Origin of the sequence: Trinickia diaoshuihuensis (assembly GCF_003390925.1) — a bacterium.
In the GTDB taxonomy this organism is placed as follows: domain Bacteria; phylum Pseudomonadota; class Gammaproteobacteria; order Burkholderiales; family Burkholderiaceae; genus Trinickia; species Trinickia diaoshuihuensis.
Genome location: NZ_QUBS01000027.1, coordinates 75,440 through 89,717 on the forward strand (window position 1 = coordinate 75,440; position 14,278 = coordinate 89,717).

Annotated in this window: 13 protein-coding genes; 10 read left to right on the forward strand and 3 right to left on the reverse strand. The window is 64.2% G+C overall.

What is annotated here, in order from left to right; translation table 11 throughout:
• Window positions 1-7: 7 nt before the first annotated feature.
• The 7 genes from lepB to nagZ all read left to right on the forward strand — a co-directional run bounded on the left by lepB (window position 8) and on the right by nagZ (window position 6,272).
• The gene (lepB, locus tag DXT59_RS08455; protein ID WP_116136458.1) at window positions 8-901 is read left to right on the forward strand and encodes a signal peptidase I; all 894 of its coding nucleotides are present in this window, start codon (window positions 8-10) and stop codon (window positions 899-901) included.
• A gap of 115 nt (window positions 902-1,016) precedes the next feature.
• Entirely contained in the window at window positions 1,017-2,147 is a 1,131-nt protein-coding gene (rnc, locus tag DXT59_RS08460; protein ID WP_116136590.1) for a ribonuclease III, read from the forward strand.
• Window positions 2,148-2,250: 103 nt separating this feature from the next.
• The gene (gene era, locus DXT59_RS08465) at window positions 2,251-3,114 is read left to right on the forward strand and encodes a GTPase Era (protein WP_162878006.1); all 864 of its coding nucleotides are present in this window, start codon (window positions 2,251-2,253) and stop codon (window positions 3,112-3,114) included.
• Window positions 3,101-3,994, forward strand: a complete 894-nt coding sequence (recO, locus tag DXT59_RS08470; protein ID WP_116136459.1) for a DNA repair protein RecO — start codon at window positions 3,101-3,103, stop codon at window positions 3,992-3,994. The genes era and recO overlap by 14 nt, the downstream gene beginning before the upstream one ends.
• Window positions 3,991-4,755 carry a pyridoxine 5'-phosphate synthase gene (pdxJ, locus tag DXT59_RS08475; RefSeq protein ID WP_116136460.1) on the forward strand — a complete coding sequence of 255 codons (765 nt, stop codon included), beginning with the start codon at window positions 3,991-3,993 and terminating at the stop codon, window positions 4,753-4,755. Before recO ends, pdxJ begins: the two co-directional genes overlap by 4 nt.
• Window positions 4,756-4,774: 19 nt before the next feature.
• On the forward strand, window positions 4,775-5,188 hold the full coding sequence (gene acpS / locus DXT59_RS08480) for a holo-ACP synthase (RefSeq protein WP_116136461.1): 414 nt from the start codon (window positions 4,775-4,777) through the stop codon (window positions 5,186-5,188).
• Window positions 5,189-5,243: 55 nt separating this feature from the next.
• Entirely contained in the window at window positions 5,244-6,272 is a 1,029-nt protein-coding gene (gene nagZ, locus DXT59_RS08485) for a beta-N-acetylhexosaminidase (RefSeq protein WP_116136591.1), read from the forward strand.
• A 9-nt stretch (window positions 6,273-6,281) separates the two neighbouring features.
• Here nagZ and DXT59_RS08490 read toward each other — a convergent pair whose 3' ends face one another.
• The 3 genes from DXT59_RS08490 to earP all read right to left on the reverse strand — a co-directional run bounded on the left by DXT59_RS08490 (window position 6,282) and on the right by earP (window position 9,840).
• Window positions 6,282-7,661, reverse strand: a complete 1,380-nt coding sequence (locus tag DXT59_RS08490; protein ID WP_116136462.1) for a sigma-54-dependent transcriptional regulator — start codon at window positions 7,659-7,661, stop codon at window positions 6,282-6,284.
• 326 nt (window positions 7,662-7,987) lie between these two features.
• On the reverse strand, window positions 7,988-8,545 hold the full coding sequence (gene efp / locus DXT59_RS08495) for an elongation factor P (RefSeq protein ID WP_116136463.1): 558 nt from the start codon (window positions 8,543-8,545) through the stop codon (window positions 7,988-7,990).
• Between the two features lie 95 nt (window positions 8,546-8,640).
• Window positions 8,641-9,840 (reverse strand): elongation factor P maturation arginine rhamnosyltransferase EarP, encoded by a 1,200-nt coding sequence (gene earP, locus DXT59_RS08500; protein ID WP_116136464.1) that lies wholly within the window; start codon window positions 9,838-9,840, stop codon window positions 8,641-8,643.
• A 194-nt stretch (window positions 9,841-10,034) separates the two neighbouring features.
• Between earP and uvrC the strand changes: the two genes are divergently transcribed.
• The 3 genes from uvrC (at window position 10,035) to tcuC (ending at window position 14,267) form a co-directional block, all read left to right on the forward strand.
• Window positions 10,035-12,086 carry an excinuclease ABC subunit UvrC gene (uvrC, locus tag DXT59_RS08505; protein WP_116136465.1) on the forward strand — a complete coding sequence of 684 codons (2,052 nt, stop codon included), beginning with the start codon at window positions 10,035-10,037 and terminating at the stop codon, window positions 12,084-12,086.
• Window positions 12,087-12,193: 107 nt separating this feature from the next.
• Window positions 12,194-12,787, forward strand: a complete 594-nt coding sequence (pgsA, locus tag DXT59_RS08510; protein ID WP_116136466.1) for a CDP-diacylglycerol--glycerol-3-phosphate 3-phosphatidyltransferase — start codon at window positions 12,194-12,196, stop codon at window positions 12,785-12,787.
• Between the two features lie 184 nt (window positions 12,788-12,971).
• Window positions 12,972-14,267, forward strand: coding sequence for an MFS transporter (gene tcuC / locus DXT59_RS08515; RefSeq protein WP_116136467.1), 1,296 nt, complete (start codon window positions 12,972-12,974; stop codon window positions 14,265-14,267).
• Window positions 14,268-14,278: the final 11 nt, after the last annotated feature.

Sequence of the window (14,278 nt, forward strand, 5' to 3'; positions counted from 1 at the left end):
CTCTTACATGGACTTTGCGCTGATTCTTTTTGTGCTCGTCGTCTTGACGGGCATCGCGTGGGTTGCCGATAAGCTTGTGTTTTTGCCGCAGCGCCGGCGCGCCGCCGAGGCCGCCGTGACCGAATTCGATCGCCAACAGGCGCGTATCGGCGAGCGCTTCGCGGATGAAAACGCGCCGCAAACGCGTGCCCGCCTGCGCGACGAGAAATTGCGTCAGCCCTGGTGGCTCGAATACACGGCCAGCTTTTTCCCCGTGATTCTCGTCGTGTTCCTCGTGCGCTCGTTCGTGGTCGAACCATTCAAGATTCCGTCGGGCTCGATGGTGCCGACGCTGCTCGTCGGCGATTTCATTCTCGTGAATAAGTTCGATTACGGGCTGCGGCTGCCGATCGTCAATACGAAAATCACGCAAGGCTCGCCGCTCGCGCGCGGCGACGTCGTGGTGTTTCGCTATCCGAAGGACGAATCGGTCGATTACATCAAGCGCGTCGTCGGTCTGCCCGGCGATACGGTCGCCTACGAGAACAAGCGCCTGACGGTCAACGGCAAGAGCGTCACCGAAACGCCGTTGCCCGATTACTTCGACGAAGAACGGATCGGCTATGCCAAACAGTTCGAGGAAGACTTGCTCGGCCGTAAGCACGCGATCTTGAACAACCCCGCCGTGCCGCCGTTCGTCATCGGCGCCGAAGACTTTCCCTATCGCGACAACTGCTCGTACAACAGCGAGGGGGTGGTCTGCAAGGTGCCCGCGGGCCACTACTTCATGATGGGCGATAACCGCGACAACAGTGCGGACAGCCGCTACTGGGGCTTCGTGCCCGATCGCAACATCGTGGGGCGCGCGTTCTTCATTTGGATGAACTTCAGTAATCTGAAGCGCATCGGCACGTTCAACTGAACGCGTCGCACGCCGCGCTGTGCGCGGCGTGCGCGTCGTCCATCCGGTTTGCCACGTTTTTTCGCGCCTCGCCCCGTCGGACCGTCGGGCGAGGCGCGCGCGTTATACTCTGCACATGCCGCTATCTCCGCTCGAAAGCCGGTTGCGCTACGAATTTCGCAATGCGGAATTGTTGCGCCAGGCGTTAACTCACCGCAGTCACAGTGCCTCGCACAATGAACGGCTCGAATTCCTGGGCGACTCCGTTCTAAATTGCGCGGTGGCCGCGCTTTTGTATCAGCGATTCGGCAAACTGGACGAAGGCGACCTCTCGCGCGTGCGCGCGAACCTCGTCAAACAGCAGTCGCTCTACGAGATTGCTCAGGCCCTTAATATTTCCGAAGGCCTGCGGCTCGGGGAAGGCGAGCTGCGCAGCGGCGGCTTCCGACGCCCGTCGATCCTTGCCGACGCGTTCGAAGCCATTCTCGGCGCGATCTTTCTGGACGGCGGATTCGATGCGGCGCAGACCGTCATCAAGCGCTTGTACGTCCCGATCCTCGATCACATCGATCCCCGTACGCTGGGCAAGGACGCCAAGACGTTGCTTCAGGAGTACTTGCAAGGACACAAGATCGCCTTGCCCACTTATACGGTCGTCGCGACGCACGGTGCCGCACATAATCAGCAGTTCGAGGTGGAATGCGCGGTGCCCAAGCTCGACGTGAAAGTGTCGGGCTCCGGCGCGAGCCGCCGTGCCGCCGAACAGGCCGCGGCCAAGAAGGCGCTCGATGAAGTCATGGCCGTGCAGCCGGCGCTCGAAGTGAAGCCCAAGCGCTCGCGCGGCGCGCGGGCCGCCAAGCTCGGCGAGCCCGACGTTGTGCCGGGCGTCAAAGGCATTCAAGCGGCGCTCGATTTGCGGGCACCCGAACGCCGGTCGGAGAAAGACAAAGGCGCGCGTGGCGAAGCCGCGAAGGCGCCCGTTGCCGTCGAAGGCGGGGAGCGCGCCGCGAGCGTGCCGCCGGCGATGATTCGCGCCGCGCATGTCGAGCACAAGACGCAAGGGCGCGGACAAGACGCCAGCGCGAAGAGCGAAGGCGCTTCCCCCGGAGTCAAGCAAGATGCGGCCGCAGCCAAGCCGGAGCCCGGTGCGGTGAAGGCCGACGGCCAGCCGAACGCCGGCGCCGCCACGCCCGGCGGAGAAGCCGAACTCGTGTCGGACATCGCCGGCGCGACGCGTCCGCGCGCGCCCGAACCCGACCATTCATGACCTCATTCGCGTTCGCGGCGCCTCCCGCGCGCCGCGCCGCCACTTTCCGACTCGCCAGCCTCGCATGATCGATACCCCCAACCCCTCCGGCTTTCGCTGCGGCATGGTCGCCATCGTCGGCCGGCCGAACGTCGGCAAATCGACGCTGATGAACGCGCTTGTCGGGCAAAAAATCAGCATTACGTCGCGCAAGGCGCAAACCACGCGCCATCGCATCACGGGTATCCATACGTTCGAGGACGCGCAGTTCATCTTCGTCGATACGCCGGGTTTCCAGACTCAGCACAGCGGTGCGCTCAATCGGTCGCTCAATCGTGCCGTCACCTCGACGCTGACGTCCGTCGATGCGGTGCTGTTCGTGATCGAGGCGGGACGCTTCGGGCCCGACGATCAGAAGGTGCTCGATCTGATTCCGCCGTCGGCGCCCACGCTGCTCGTCGCGAACAAACTCGATCGAGTGAACGACAAGAAGGCGCTCTATCCGTTCTTCCAAAAGATGAGCGCACTGCGCGAATTCAAGGAAATCGTCCCGCTTTCGGCCAAGCACGCCGACGACGTCAAGCATCTGCTCGATACGGTCAAGCCTTATCTGCCCGAGGGCACGCCGATGTACGGCGAAGACGATCTGACCGACCGCAGCGAGCGCTTTCTCGCGGCGGAGATTTTGCGCGAGAAGGTCTTTCGTTGGACCGGCGACGAATTGCCGTATACGAGCACGGTGCTCATCGATAAATTCGAGACGGAGGGGCGCTTGCGTCGCGTCTTCGCGACGATCCTCGTCGATCGCGACGCACACAAGGCGATGATCATCGGCCACAAGGGCGCCAAGCTCAAACAGATCAGCACCGAGGCACGGCTCGACATGGAAAAGCTCTTCGACGGCCCCGTTTATCTCGAAACGTTTATCAAGGTGAAGAGCGGTTGGGCCGACAACGAGGCCGGGCTGCGTGCCTATGGGTACGAATGACGAGATTCACGACGCGCCGGTAACGATTCCCGCGTCCGACGACGAGACAGAGTCAGGCAAGGCGGCGCCTGCGCCCGTTCGCACCAAGCGCACGCGTGCGGCATCGGCATCGCGCTCTAGCGAGGAGGGCGAACGCGCGCCCTCGCGCCGCGCGCCGCGCGAGCCGTCGCACCGTATCGGGGAGCAGCCCGCGTTCGTCCTGCACAGCTATCCCTACCGCGAGACGAGTCTCATCATCGACGTGTTTTCGCGCGACCACGGCCGCCTCGCGCTCGTCGCGAAGGGCGCGAAACGCCCGCATTCGGCGCTGCGCGGCGTGCTGCAGACGTTTCAGCCGCTCTCGATGTCGTGGTCGGGCAAATCCGAGATGCGCACGCTGACCGGAGCCGAATGGGTCGGCGGTATGTTGCCGTTGCGCGGCGACGCGTTGCTGTGCGGGTTTTATGTCAACGAACTGCTCGTCAAGTTCTGCGCGCGCGAGGATCCGCATCCCCAACTGTTCCATCATTACGTCGTCACGCTGACCCGGCTTGCGCACGACGAGCCGCCGGTCCAAGTGTTGCGCTCGTTCGAACGCGTGTTGCTGCGCGAGACGGGCTATGCGATGGCGCTCGATCGCACGGTGGCGCGCAAAGCCGTGCTGGCCGATGGGCGCTATGTCTTCGATCCCGAGCGCGGCGTGCGCGAGGCGGCGAGCGAGCTGCCCGCGCACTGGCCCGTCGTCTCGGGACAAACGTTGCTGGACATGGAGCGCGACGATTACCATCGTGCCCAGACGGTCGCGCAAAGCAAGACGCTGATGCGCTTTTTGCTCAACACCTATCTTGGCGGCACGCCGCTGGCGACGCGCCAGATTCTTCTCGATCTGCAGAACCTATGAGCTTTTTCCTGACGTCGCCGAACGTCATCGACCTCGGCGTCAACATCGATCACGTCGCCACGCTGCGCAACGCGCGCGGCACACGCTATCCCGACCCGGTTCGCGCCGCGCTGCAAGCCGAGGCCGCCGGAGCGGACGCCATCACGCTGCACTTGCGCGAGGACCGCCGCCACATCGTCGATGCGGACGTGCGCGCGCTGCGGCCGCAACTGGCGACGCGGATGAACCTCGAATGCGCGGTGACGCAGGAGATGCTCGATATCGCCTGCGACGTGCGTCCGCACGACGTCTGCCTCGTACCCGAAAAGCGCGCGGAACTGACGACGGAAGGCGGTCTCGACGTGGCCGGTCGTTTCGAGTCGGTCCGCGCCGCATGTCGCCAACTGGCCGATGCGGGCTCGCGTGTTTCGCTCTTCATCGATGCCGACGAAGCGCAGCTTCGCGCGGCGCAGGAAGCGGGCGCGCCGGTCGTCGAATTGCACACCGGTCGTTATGCCGATGCGCACGGCGAAGCCGAACAACAGCGCGAATACGAGCGCATCGTGCGCGGCGTCGAACTTGGCGTGTCGCTCGGTTTGAAGGTCAACGCGGGCCACGGTCTGCACTATACGAACGTGCAGCAGATCGCCGCCATCGAGGGCATCGTCGAATTGAACATCGGTCATGCGATCGTCGCGCACGCGATCTTCGCGGGCTGGGACAACGCGGTGCGCGAGATGAAGGCCATCATGGTGGCGGCGCGTCTCGCCGCCAAGCGCTGATTCTTCAAGAGGCCGCGCCATGGCGATCTACGGTATCGGCACGGATCTCATCCAAGTGAGCCGCGTGGCGGCCGTCATGGCGCGAACGAATGGGCGCTTCGCCGAGAAGGTGCTCGGCCCCGACGAGTTGCGCGTCTATCACGCGCGCAAGGCGCGTTCGGAGGCGAGGGGACTCGCGTTTCTCGCGACACGCTTTTCGGCGAAGGAAGCGTTTTCCAAGGCTATCGGCCTCGGCATGCACTGGCCGATGACATGGCGTGCGCTGCAAACGCTGAACGAGCCGAGCGGCAAACCCTTTATCAAAGCCTCGGGCGAGCTCGCCGCTTGGCTTGCCGAGCGCGGCATCACGGCGCAAGTGACGATTAGCGACGAGCGCGACTATGCCGTCTCGTTCGTCGTCGCCGAAACGAATTCGACGTCCGCCCAACAATAAGCGCGCTCCGTGCGCGCACGCTTCGTTTCTTTTCTCCGACATGCTCCTCGACTCGATGAAAAACCCTCCCGGCCCCGTGATGCTCGACGTCCAGGGGCAAGTGCTGACCGACGACGACGTGCGGCGCCTGGCGCACCCGATGACGGGCGGCGTCATTTTGTTCTCCCGTCATTTCGAAAACCGGGGCCAGCTCATTGCGCTGACCGATGCCATCCGCGACGTGCGCGACGATTTGCTGATCGCCGTCGATCACGAAGGCGGCCGCGTTCAGCGCTTCCGCACGGACGGCTTCACGGTGCTGCCCGCCATGCGGCGCCTCGGCGAGCTTTGGGATCGGGACGTGCTGCACGCGACCAAAGTCGCCACGGCCACCGGCTACGTGCTCGCGGCAGAGCTGCGCGCCTGCGGGATCGATATGAGCTTCACGCCCGTGCTCGATCTCGATTACGGCCGTTCCGCGGTCATCGGCGACCGCTCGTTCCATCGCGACCCGCGCGTCGTGACGTTGCTTGCGAAAAGTCTGAACCACGGGCTTGCGCTTGCCGGGATGGCCAACTGCGGCAAGCACTTCCCGGGTCACGGATATGCGAGCGCCGATTCTCACGTCGCACTGCCTGTCGACGAGCGTTCGCTCGAAGAGATTTTGGCCGATGATGCCGCGCCCTACGATTGGCTCGGCATGGCGCTCGCCTCGGTGATTCCGGCGCACGTGATCTATTCGAAAGTCGACGACAAGCCGGCAGGCTTCTCGCGGATCTGGCTGCGAGACATCTTGCGCGAGCGGCTCGGGTTCAAGGGCGCGATTTTCAGCGACGACTTGTCGATGGAGGCGGCGCGCGCGGGCGGCACGCTCACACAAGCGGCGCAAGCGGCACTCGAGGCCGGCTGCGACATGGTGCTCGTCTGCAATCAGCCGGAGGCCGCGGAGCGCGTGCTGAACGAGTTGGCGTACGAGCCATCGAAGGAAAGCGCGCAGCGCCTGAAGCAACTGCGCCCGCGCGGCAAGGCGCCCAATTGGCGCAAGCTCCTCGAGCGGCCCGTTTATCGCGACGCGAAGGCGCTGCTCGCCGGCGCGTTCGGTTGATGCCGGCCGCTACGCCATCTTCATGCGTTGCAGCTTCTTGTAGAGCGTTTTCGGGCTGATGCCGAGCAGGGTGGCGGCGCGATGGCGCGTGCCGCCGACGGCATCGAGCGTTGCCCGGATCAGCAGATCCTCGACGTCGGAGAGCGGCGTGCCGACCGTCACCTGCACGCTGCCGCCGTTGAGCCGCCGGCCACCGGCGCCGTTGGCCTCGTCGGCCCGCAGCGAATCGACGATCTCGCCCGAGGCGTTGTAGGCGCGGCGCACGCGTTCGTGCAACTCGCGCACGTTGCCGGGCCAATCGTAGGTGAGGCATTCGCGGACGAGGTTCGGCCCGATCCTTTTGTTGACCGTGGCCAAGCCGCTGGCGTTGATCTCGCGATTGAGCTCGTCGACGAGCGCCTCGGCCAGCAGCACCGCGTCGTCGCCGCGTTCGCGCAGCGGCGGCAGAGCCAGCGAGGCCGCATCGAGCCGCAGCCACAAATCCTCACGCAGCACGCCTTGCGCGACGGCGTCCCGGGCCGGCTTGCGCGTCGCCGCGATGATGCGGCAATCCACGCTGACTTGATTGCTCCCGCCCACGCGCATATACGTTTGCGAATCAAGCGCGCGCAGCAATGCTTCTTGCTGCGGCAACGGCAATTCGGCAATCTCGTCGAGGAACAGCGTGCCGCCCGCCGCTTGTTCGAACAAGCCCGGTTCGCGGCGCTCGATCGACGGCACGGCGCTTTCCTGGCCGAACAGCATGCTGTCGAGCCCGCGCTCCGCGCCGCCGTCGCGCGCGAAGGCGCGGCAATCGAAGACGACGAACGGGCCTTTGCGGCGGCGGCTCATCTCGTGCAGGGTGCGGGCGGCGATTTCCTTGCCCGTGCCCGCCTCGCCGCAGATGAGAATGGCCGACTCGGTCGGGGCCAGCCGCTCGATCGCATCGTAGACGTGAGCCATTGCGTCGCTGCGGCCGATCATCGGGCCGAAACGGCCCAGGCGGCGCAACGTCGAGCGAAGCGCTTGCACTTCTTCCGTCAACTCGTACGGGCGCGGGATGCGCGCGAGCAGTGAGCGCAGCCGCGGAATGTTGACGGGCTTGAGCAGGTAGTCCCAAATACCGTGGCGCAGCCCTTCGATCGCGCTTTCGACCGTGGCGTTGCCGGTCATGACGATCACCGGCACGACGCCGTCCGGCTGGGCGGGCAGGTTATGCAGCAGGTCGAGGCCGCTGCCGTCGGGCAAGTTCAGGTCGATCAAGACGACATCGGGGATGAAGCGCGTCAGCGCCGCGCGCGCTTCGGCGAGCGAGGCGGCGGTGTCGACGGAGAAACCGTCGGCGGCGACGATCGCATTGAGACCGGACAGACTATTAGGATCGTCTTCGACAATCAGGGCGTGTGGCATGGCTGGCGTAGTCAATTAGTAAGTCGGAAGCCCGTCGGCGCCAAGAAGGAATGACGCCATCCACGACAAACGCATTTCGACGGCGCACGGGCTACCGATCGAGCAAAGCATTTGGCGTGCCAGATCGTTCTCCTTTACAGAACAAGCACTTGTCACCGCCACCCGGAAAGAGCGGCAGTTCCGGCCGCGCTATAGTGAAAAAACGACCGGTAAAGTTTGCTTAACCATACACCACTCATACGAAAAAAAAAGCGCCCCAGGGGGCGCTTTCAGTCGGCATAACGTTCCGTTCGGGGCGCGCAAGCGGCGCCCGAAAGCGGGAACGGTTACGCGCGGCTGCGGTATTCGTCCGTGCGCGTATCGATTTCGATCTTGTCGCCGATGTTGCAGAATAGCGGGACTTGCAGCTCGAAGCCCGTGTTGATTTTGGCCGTCTTGAGCACCTTGCCCGACGACGTGTCGCCCTTGACCGCCGGCTCCGTGTACGTGATTTCGCGCACGAGCGTGGTCGGCAATTCGACCGAGATCGCTTTTTCGTTGTAGAACACGACTTCGCAGGGCATGCCGTCTTCGAGGTAGTTGAGCGCGTTGCCCATCATCTCGGCTTCGACTTCGTATTGGTTGTAGTCGGCGTCCATGAAGACGTACATCGGGTCGGCGAAGTACGAATACGTCACTTCCTTGCGATCGAGCACGACGACGTCGAACTTGTCATCCGCCTTGTAGACGGATTCCATGCCGGCGCCCGTCAGCAGATTCTTCAGCTTCATCTTGACGACGGCGGCGTTGCGGCCCGACTTGTTGTACTCGGTTTTTTGCACGACCATGGCGTCGCTGCCAATCATCACGACGTTGCCGGTGCGCAGTTCCTGTGCAATCTTCATAAAACGATCCTGTGCGAATAAAGTGGCTGATCTGTTGCTCAACGGCATCGACATCGATCGTTCAAGTAGCACTCGCTACGCCGTTGGATAACCGCTTATTTTAACTGAGATTTCGCTAATTCGGCTAGGTTGGCGGCGAGGTCGCCGACAGCAGCGAGTTCGCCGGCCCAAGCCGCCGCGCGCGTCCGGTAGGTGTCGCGATGGCGCCAGAAATCGGCCCAGTCGGGTGTTCCAGCCCCATTCCAGGCGTGCCAAAAGCGGCCGAGCGCCGCGCGCGGCGCCGGCGCGAGACCTCGCGCGTAATGGGCGAGCGCGGCATCGAGCTTGGGCAAGTGCGCCGCATCGGCTTGCGGATAGATGTGCCAAACGAACGGCCGGCACGCCCATTGGGCCCTGACGAACGAGTCCTCGCCGCGCACGAAGTTCAGATCGCTGGCCCACAGCAATTTATCGAATTCGGGTTGGGGGCGAAACGCAAGCGAATGGGCTCGCAAGGCGCCGCGCTCGGCGCGCGCGCCGGGGCCGAATGCCGGCAGGCCGAGGAAACGGGCCAGCGCGCCCGAGACGCGGCCCTCCGGCGCCAGCAGCACGAGGGGCTCCGCCGCATCGCGCCATTGCTCGAGCAGGCCGTCGACGGCCGGATTCTCATAGCAGAAGAGCGAGACCACGGTTGCCTCGGACGGCGGCTGCGGCGCGCCGGTCGTTTCCCTCCACCAAGCGTCGCGCGCGTGCGCGTCGGATTCGAATGCCCGGCGGGCATCGTCCAGGGATCTTTCCTTGATCACGCCGCCGGTTCCTGGGCCGAGACCGGGGAAGAAGAACGTCTTGGTCAGCGGATAACGCGTATGCGGCGAGGGCTTCAGATGGCATTCGGCGACCCAATCCTCGGCGCTCAGGTACTCGAGGTTGACCCAGACCGGGCTGCGCTGGCGCCGGGCCATCGCGGCGACGTAGGCCGGCGGCAGCTCGCATGCGAAAGCTTCGATGACGATATCGGCCACGGTCAGCGCATCGCCCGCGTGCATCGGCTCGCGCCAGTGCTCGATGACGACGCCGTCGATGCGCTGCCGCGCGAGCGCCAGGTCGAGCGCCGGGCATAAGCGCGCGAACGTATGCAAGTCGTCGACGAGCAAGCGTACCTGCCAACCGTACTCCGTCGACAGTTGCCGCGCCAGACGCCAGCACACGCCCACGTCACCGAAGTTGTCGATGACGGCGCAAAAGAGATCGCACGAGAGCGTATCGGCGGCGGGCGGCGTGGGGTGTGCCTGGTGGGCGGAAGCGTTCGAGGGCATGGCGCAATGATGGGACGAGAGGGCGCCCGGAGCAAGGACAGACCGGACGGTGCATGCGGCGTCGGCCGGGCCGCGGCGAACGCGGCGACCCGCCGACGCAAACGGCCGGGGCAAATGGTCTAAACTGGCGATTCTAAAGCACGCAAGCACGCCGCGGCCCGCAAGCCGCGCGCGGCGTTTCGCATCCGACGCGCATGACCGAATCCGACGCTCAACATCCGCCTTTCGAACCGAAGAAGTTCCTCGCGCAATTGCCGCATCTGCCCGGCGTGTACCGTTACTACGACGCGCAAGAGAACGTGCTCTACGTCGGCAAGGCGCGCGACCTGAAAAAGCGCGTCTCGAGCTACTTCACGAAGACGCAGGTTTCGCCGCGTATCGCGATGATGATCACGCGCATCGCGCGCATCGAAACGACGGTCACGCGTTCGGAAGCCGAGGCGCTGCTGCTCGAGAACAATCTGATCAAGGCGCTGGCTCCGCGCTACAACATTCTGTTTCGCGACGACAAGTCGTATCCGTATTTGAAGCTGACGGGCCATGCCTATCCGCGCATGGCGTATTACCGCGGCGCGGTGGACAAGAAGAACCAATATTTCGGGCCGTTTCCAAGCGCCTGGGCCGTGCGCGAAAGCATTCAAATCTTGCAGCGCGTTTTCCAGTTGCGCACCTGCGAGGATTCCGTCTTCAACAATCGAACACGGCCTTGCCTGCTGCATCAAATCGGCCGCTGCACGGCGCCGTGCGTCGGCGCGATCAGCGAAGAGGATTACGCGCGCGACGTCTCGAACGCATCGCGCTTTTTGCTCGGCCGTCAAAGCGAGGTCATGAAGGAGTTGGAGGCCAAGATGCATGCGTTCGCCGCCGAACTGAAGTTCGAGCAGGCGGCGGCCGTGCGCAACCAGATGAGTTCGCTCTCCACGGTGCTGCACCAGCAGGCGATCGAAGTGGGGGGCGACAGCGACGTCGATATCCTGGCCGTCGTGGCGCAGGGCGGACGTGTCTGCGTCAATCTCGCCATGGTGCGCGGCGGACGCCATCTCGGCGACAAGGCCTATTTCCCGGCGCATGTCGAAAGCGCGTTCGCAAGCGACGACGAAGACGATGCCGGCGAAACCGGGCAAGCGGACGAAGCCGAGGTCGTGGACGAAGCGCCGGAATCATCGGAGTCCTCGGCAATATCGGAACCGCTCGAAACCGGCATCGAAACCGAAGTGCTCGAGGCGTTCATCGCGCAGCACTACCTCGGCAATCGTGTTCCACCTGTGCTCGTCGTCAGCCATGCGCCGGCTAACCGGGAACTCGTCGATTTGCTGGCCGAACAAGCGGGACACAAGGTCGTGTTCGTGCGCCAGCCCCAAGGGCAGCGGCGCGTCTGGCTCGGGATGGCCGAGCAAAACGCGCGGCTCGCGCTGGCGCGGCTCTTGTCCGAGCGCGGCTCGCAGCAGGCGCGCACGCGCGCATTGGCCGAAGTGCTCGGCATGGAGTGCGACGACCTCGCGCATTTGCGTATCGAATGTTTCGACATTAGCCATACGATGGGCGAGGCGACGCAAGCATCGTGTGTCGTTTACCGCGATCACAAAATGCAAAACGGCGAATATCGCCGCTACAACATCACGGGCATCACGCCCGGCGACGACTATGCCGCCATGCGCCAGGTGCTCACGCGCCGCTACGAGAAACTCGCGCTCATGGCCGCTCGGAACGCCGATGACCGGGCTCAAGCGCTGCAGCCGGAGGCTGCGGCCGACCCCGAACTCGCGGCCGATTCGGCCGAAACCGTCGCAAGCGGCGGCGTGCTGCCCAACATCGTGCTGATCGACGGCGGCAAGGGCCAAGTCGAGGTGGCTCGCCAAGTGTTTACCGAACTCGGGCTCGACCGTTCGATACTCGTGGGCGTCGCCAAAGGCGAGGGCCGCAAGGTCGGTCTGGAGACGCTCGTCTTCGCGGACGGCCGCCCGGCCCTCGAACTCGGCAAGGAGAGTGCCGCGCTGATGCTCGTCGCGCAGATTCGCGACGAAGCGCACCGTTTCGCCATCACGGGCATGCGAGCCAAACGGGCGAAAGCCCGCCAAACCTCCCGGCTCGAGGAATTGGAAGGCGTGGGCGCCAAACGGCGTCAGCGCCTGCTGGCGCGTTTCGGCGGCTTGCGCGGCGTGGTGGCGGCGAGCGTCGAGGATTTGGCGAGCGTCGAAGGCATCTCCCGCTCGCTGGCCGAACAGATCTACCGGCAACTGCATTGACCGAGGCCGGCCGGGCTTTGCCGTCCTAACTTGTGGCGGGTCCGGCGACGCGGCACAATGGCGTCTCCTTGATCCGCTCTCTCACTTTCCAGGCCTGCCATTCGCCCATGCCGTTCAATTTCCCGATCTTTCTGACATGGCTGCGGATCGTGCTGATTCCGCTCGTCGTCGGCGTGTTCTACATGCCCGATTCGATGATGAGCGGCGCCGAACGTAATATTTCGGCGGCGGCGATCTTCGTGCTGGCCGCGCTGACCGATTGGTTCGACGGTTTTTTGGCGCGCAAATGGAACCAGACCTCCGCGTTCGGCGCGTTCTTGGATCCGGTGGCCGACAAGCTCATGGTCACCGCCGCGCTGCTCGTGCTCGTGCAATTGACGCGCATTCAATCCGCGATCGCACTCGTGATCGTCGGCCGCGAGATCGCGATTTCGGCACTGCGTGAGTGGATGGCGCAGATCGGTGCTTCGAAGAGCGTGGCCGTCAACCAGCTCGGCAAGTTCAAGACGGCTTGCCAAATGGTCGCCATTCCCATGCTGCTCTACTACGGCAAGGTCCCGCTCGGTGGTACGCTCGCGATCGATACGCGCGTGTGGGGACAGTGGCTCATTTATCTCGCCGCGGTGCTGACGATCTGGTCGATGCTCTACTACATGAAGCTCGCCTGGCCTCAGATCCGCGAACGCGGCGGCGCCCACTGACGGATCGTGTGCTGCACCGACTTGTCTGTCGCAGTATGATGTCGGCGCAATACATGGCGGGGTCGCGCGCCTCGATGCGAACCGTGCCGCAAGGCCGGCTTCGACCCCCGCCTAATCCTTCGTTTTTCACCGTTCGATCGCGCGGGTTGCTTTCCCGCGCAAGGGCGGCTTCGTAGAGAGAGTCATGTCCAGCGTTTCCCCCGCTTCGGCCGCCGAATCGAAAGTCCGCACCGTCTTTCGCGTCGTCAGCGGCAATTTTCTCGAGATGTACGACTTCATGGTCTACGGCTACTACGCGCATGCGATCGCCAAGACCTATTTCCCGAGCGGCAACGACTTCGTCTCGCTGATGCTCTCGCTGTCCGTGTTCGGCGCCGGTTTCATGATGCGTCCGCTCGGCGCGCTCGTGCTCGGCGCCTATATCGACCGTCACGGCCGCCGCAAGGGCCTCATCCTCACGCTGACGCTGATGGCCGTCGGGACGCTGGCCGTCGCGGCGGTGCCCGGCTACGCGACGATCGGCATGCTTGCGCCGGTGCTCGTTTTGCTCGGGCGGCTGCTGCAAGGCTTTTCGGCCGGTGTCGAGCTGGGCGGCGTTTCGGTCTATCTGTCGGAGATCGCCACGAAGGGCCACAAGGGCTTTTATTGCTCGTGGCAATCGGGCAGCCAGCAGGTGGCCGTCGTGTTCGCGGCGCTGCTCGGCGTGATTTTGAACAACCTGCTGCCGGCCGAGCAGATGGAAGCATGGGGGTGGCGTGTGCCGTTCCTGATCGGCTGCCTGATCGTGCCGTTCCTGTTCCTGATTCGCCGCTCGCTGAAGGAAACCGACGAATTCCTCGAGATGCCGCACCGTCCTTCGATCGGCGAAGTGTTCGCCTCGCTCGTGCAGAACTGGGGCGTCGTGCTCGGGGGCATGGGCATGGTGCTGATGACCACGGTGTCGTTCTACCTCATCACGGCGTACACGCCGACGTTCGGCCGGGAAGTGCTGAAGCTTTCGTCGATCGATACGCTCATCGTGACCGTTTGCATCGGCTTGTCCAACCTCGTGTGGTTGCCCGTGATGGGCGCGGTATCGGATCGCGTCGGCCGCCGGCCCGTGCTGATCGTCTTCACCGTGCTCACGATTTTGACCGCTTATCCAGCCGTGCAGTGGCTCGTGGTGGAGCCTTCGTTCGGCCGCTTGCTGGCCGTGGAACTATGGCTCTCGTTCCTCTACGGCAGCTATAACGGCGCGATGGTCGTGGCGCTGACCGAGGTCATGCCGCGCGCCGTACGAACGGCAGGGTTCTCGCTCGCCTACAGCTTGGCGACGACGATCGGCGGTTTCACGCCCGCGATCTCGACCTTGCTGATCCATGAAACGGGTAACAAGGCAGCGCCGGGCCTCTGGATGGGCGTCGCGGCGATTTGCGGCCTCGTAGCCACGTTGTTCCTCTATCGCACGCCCCAGGCGCGCGAGCAGTACAAGGCCGTCTGACTATCGACTCC

Coding starts and splice junctions, on each gene's coding strand:
- uvrC (WP_116136465.1), top strand. CDS start 10,035: ATGACCGAATCCGACGCTCAACATCCGCCTTTCGAACCGAAGAAGTTC.
- lepB (WP_116136458.1), top strand. CDS start 8: ATGGACTTTGCGCTGATTCTTTTTGTGCTCGTCGTCTTGACGGGCATC.
- pdxJ (WP_116136460.1), top strand. CDS start 3,991: ATGAGCTTTTTCCTGACGTCGCCGAACGTCATCGACCTCGGCGTCAAC.
- DXT59_RS08490 (WP_116136462.1), bottom strand. CDS start 7,661: ATGCCACACGCCCTGATTGTCGAAGACGATCCTAATAGTCTGTCCGGT.
- nagZ (WP_116136591.1), top strand. CDS start 5,244: ATGAAAAACCCTCCCGGCCCCGTGATGCTCGACGTCCAGGGGCAAGTG.
- pgsA (WP_116136466.1), top strand. CDS start 12,194: ATGCCGTTCAATTTCCCGATCTTTCTGACATGGCTGCGGATCGTGCTG.
- efp (WP_116136463.1), bottom strand. CDS start 8,545: ATGAAGATTGCACAGGAACTGCGCACCGGCAACGTCGTGATGATTGGC.
- earP (WP_116136464.1), bottom strand. CDS start 9,840: ATGCCCTCGAACGCTTCCGCCCACCAGGCACACCCCACGCCGCCCGCC.
- era (WP_162878006.1), top strand. CDS start 2,251: ATGGTCGCCATCGTCGGCCGGCCGAACGTCGGCAAATCGACGCTGATG.
- rnc (WP_116136590.1), top strand. CDS start 1,017: ATGCCGCTATCTCCGCTCGAAAGCCGGTTGCGCTACGAATTTCGCAAT.
- recO (WP_116136459.1), top strand. CDS start 3,101: ATGGGTACGAATGACGAGATTCACGACGCGCCGGTAACGATTCCCGCG.
- tcuC (WP_116136467.1), top strand. CDS start 12,972: ATGTCCAGCGTTTCCCCCGCTTCGGCCGCCGAATCGAAAGTCCGCACC.
- acpS (WP_116136461.1), top strand. CDS start 4,775: ATGGCGATCTACGGTATCGGCACGGATCTCATCCAAGTGAGCCGCGTG.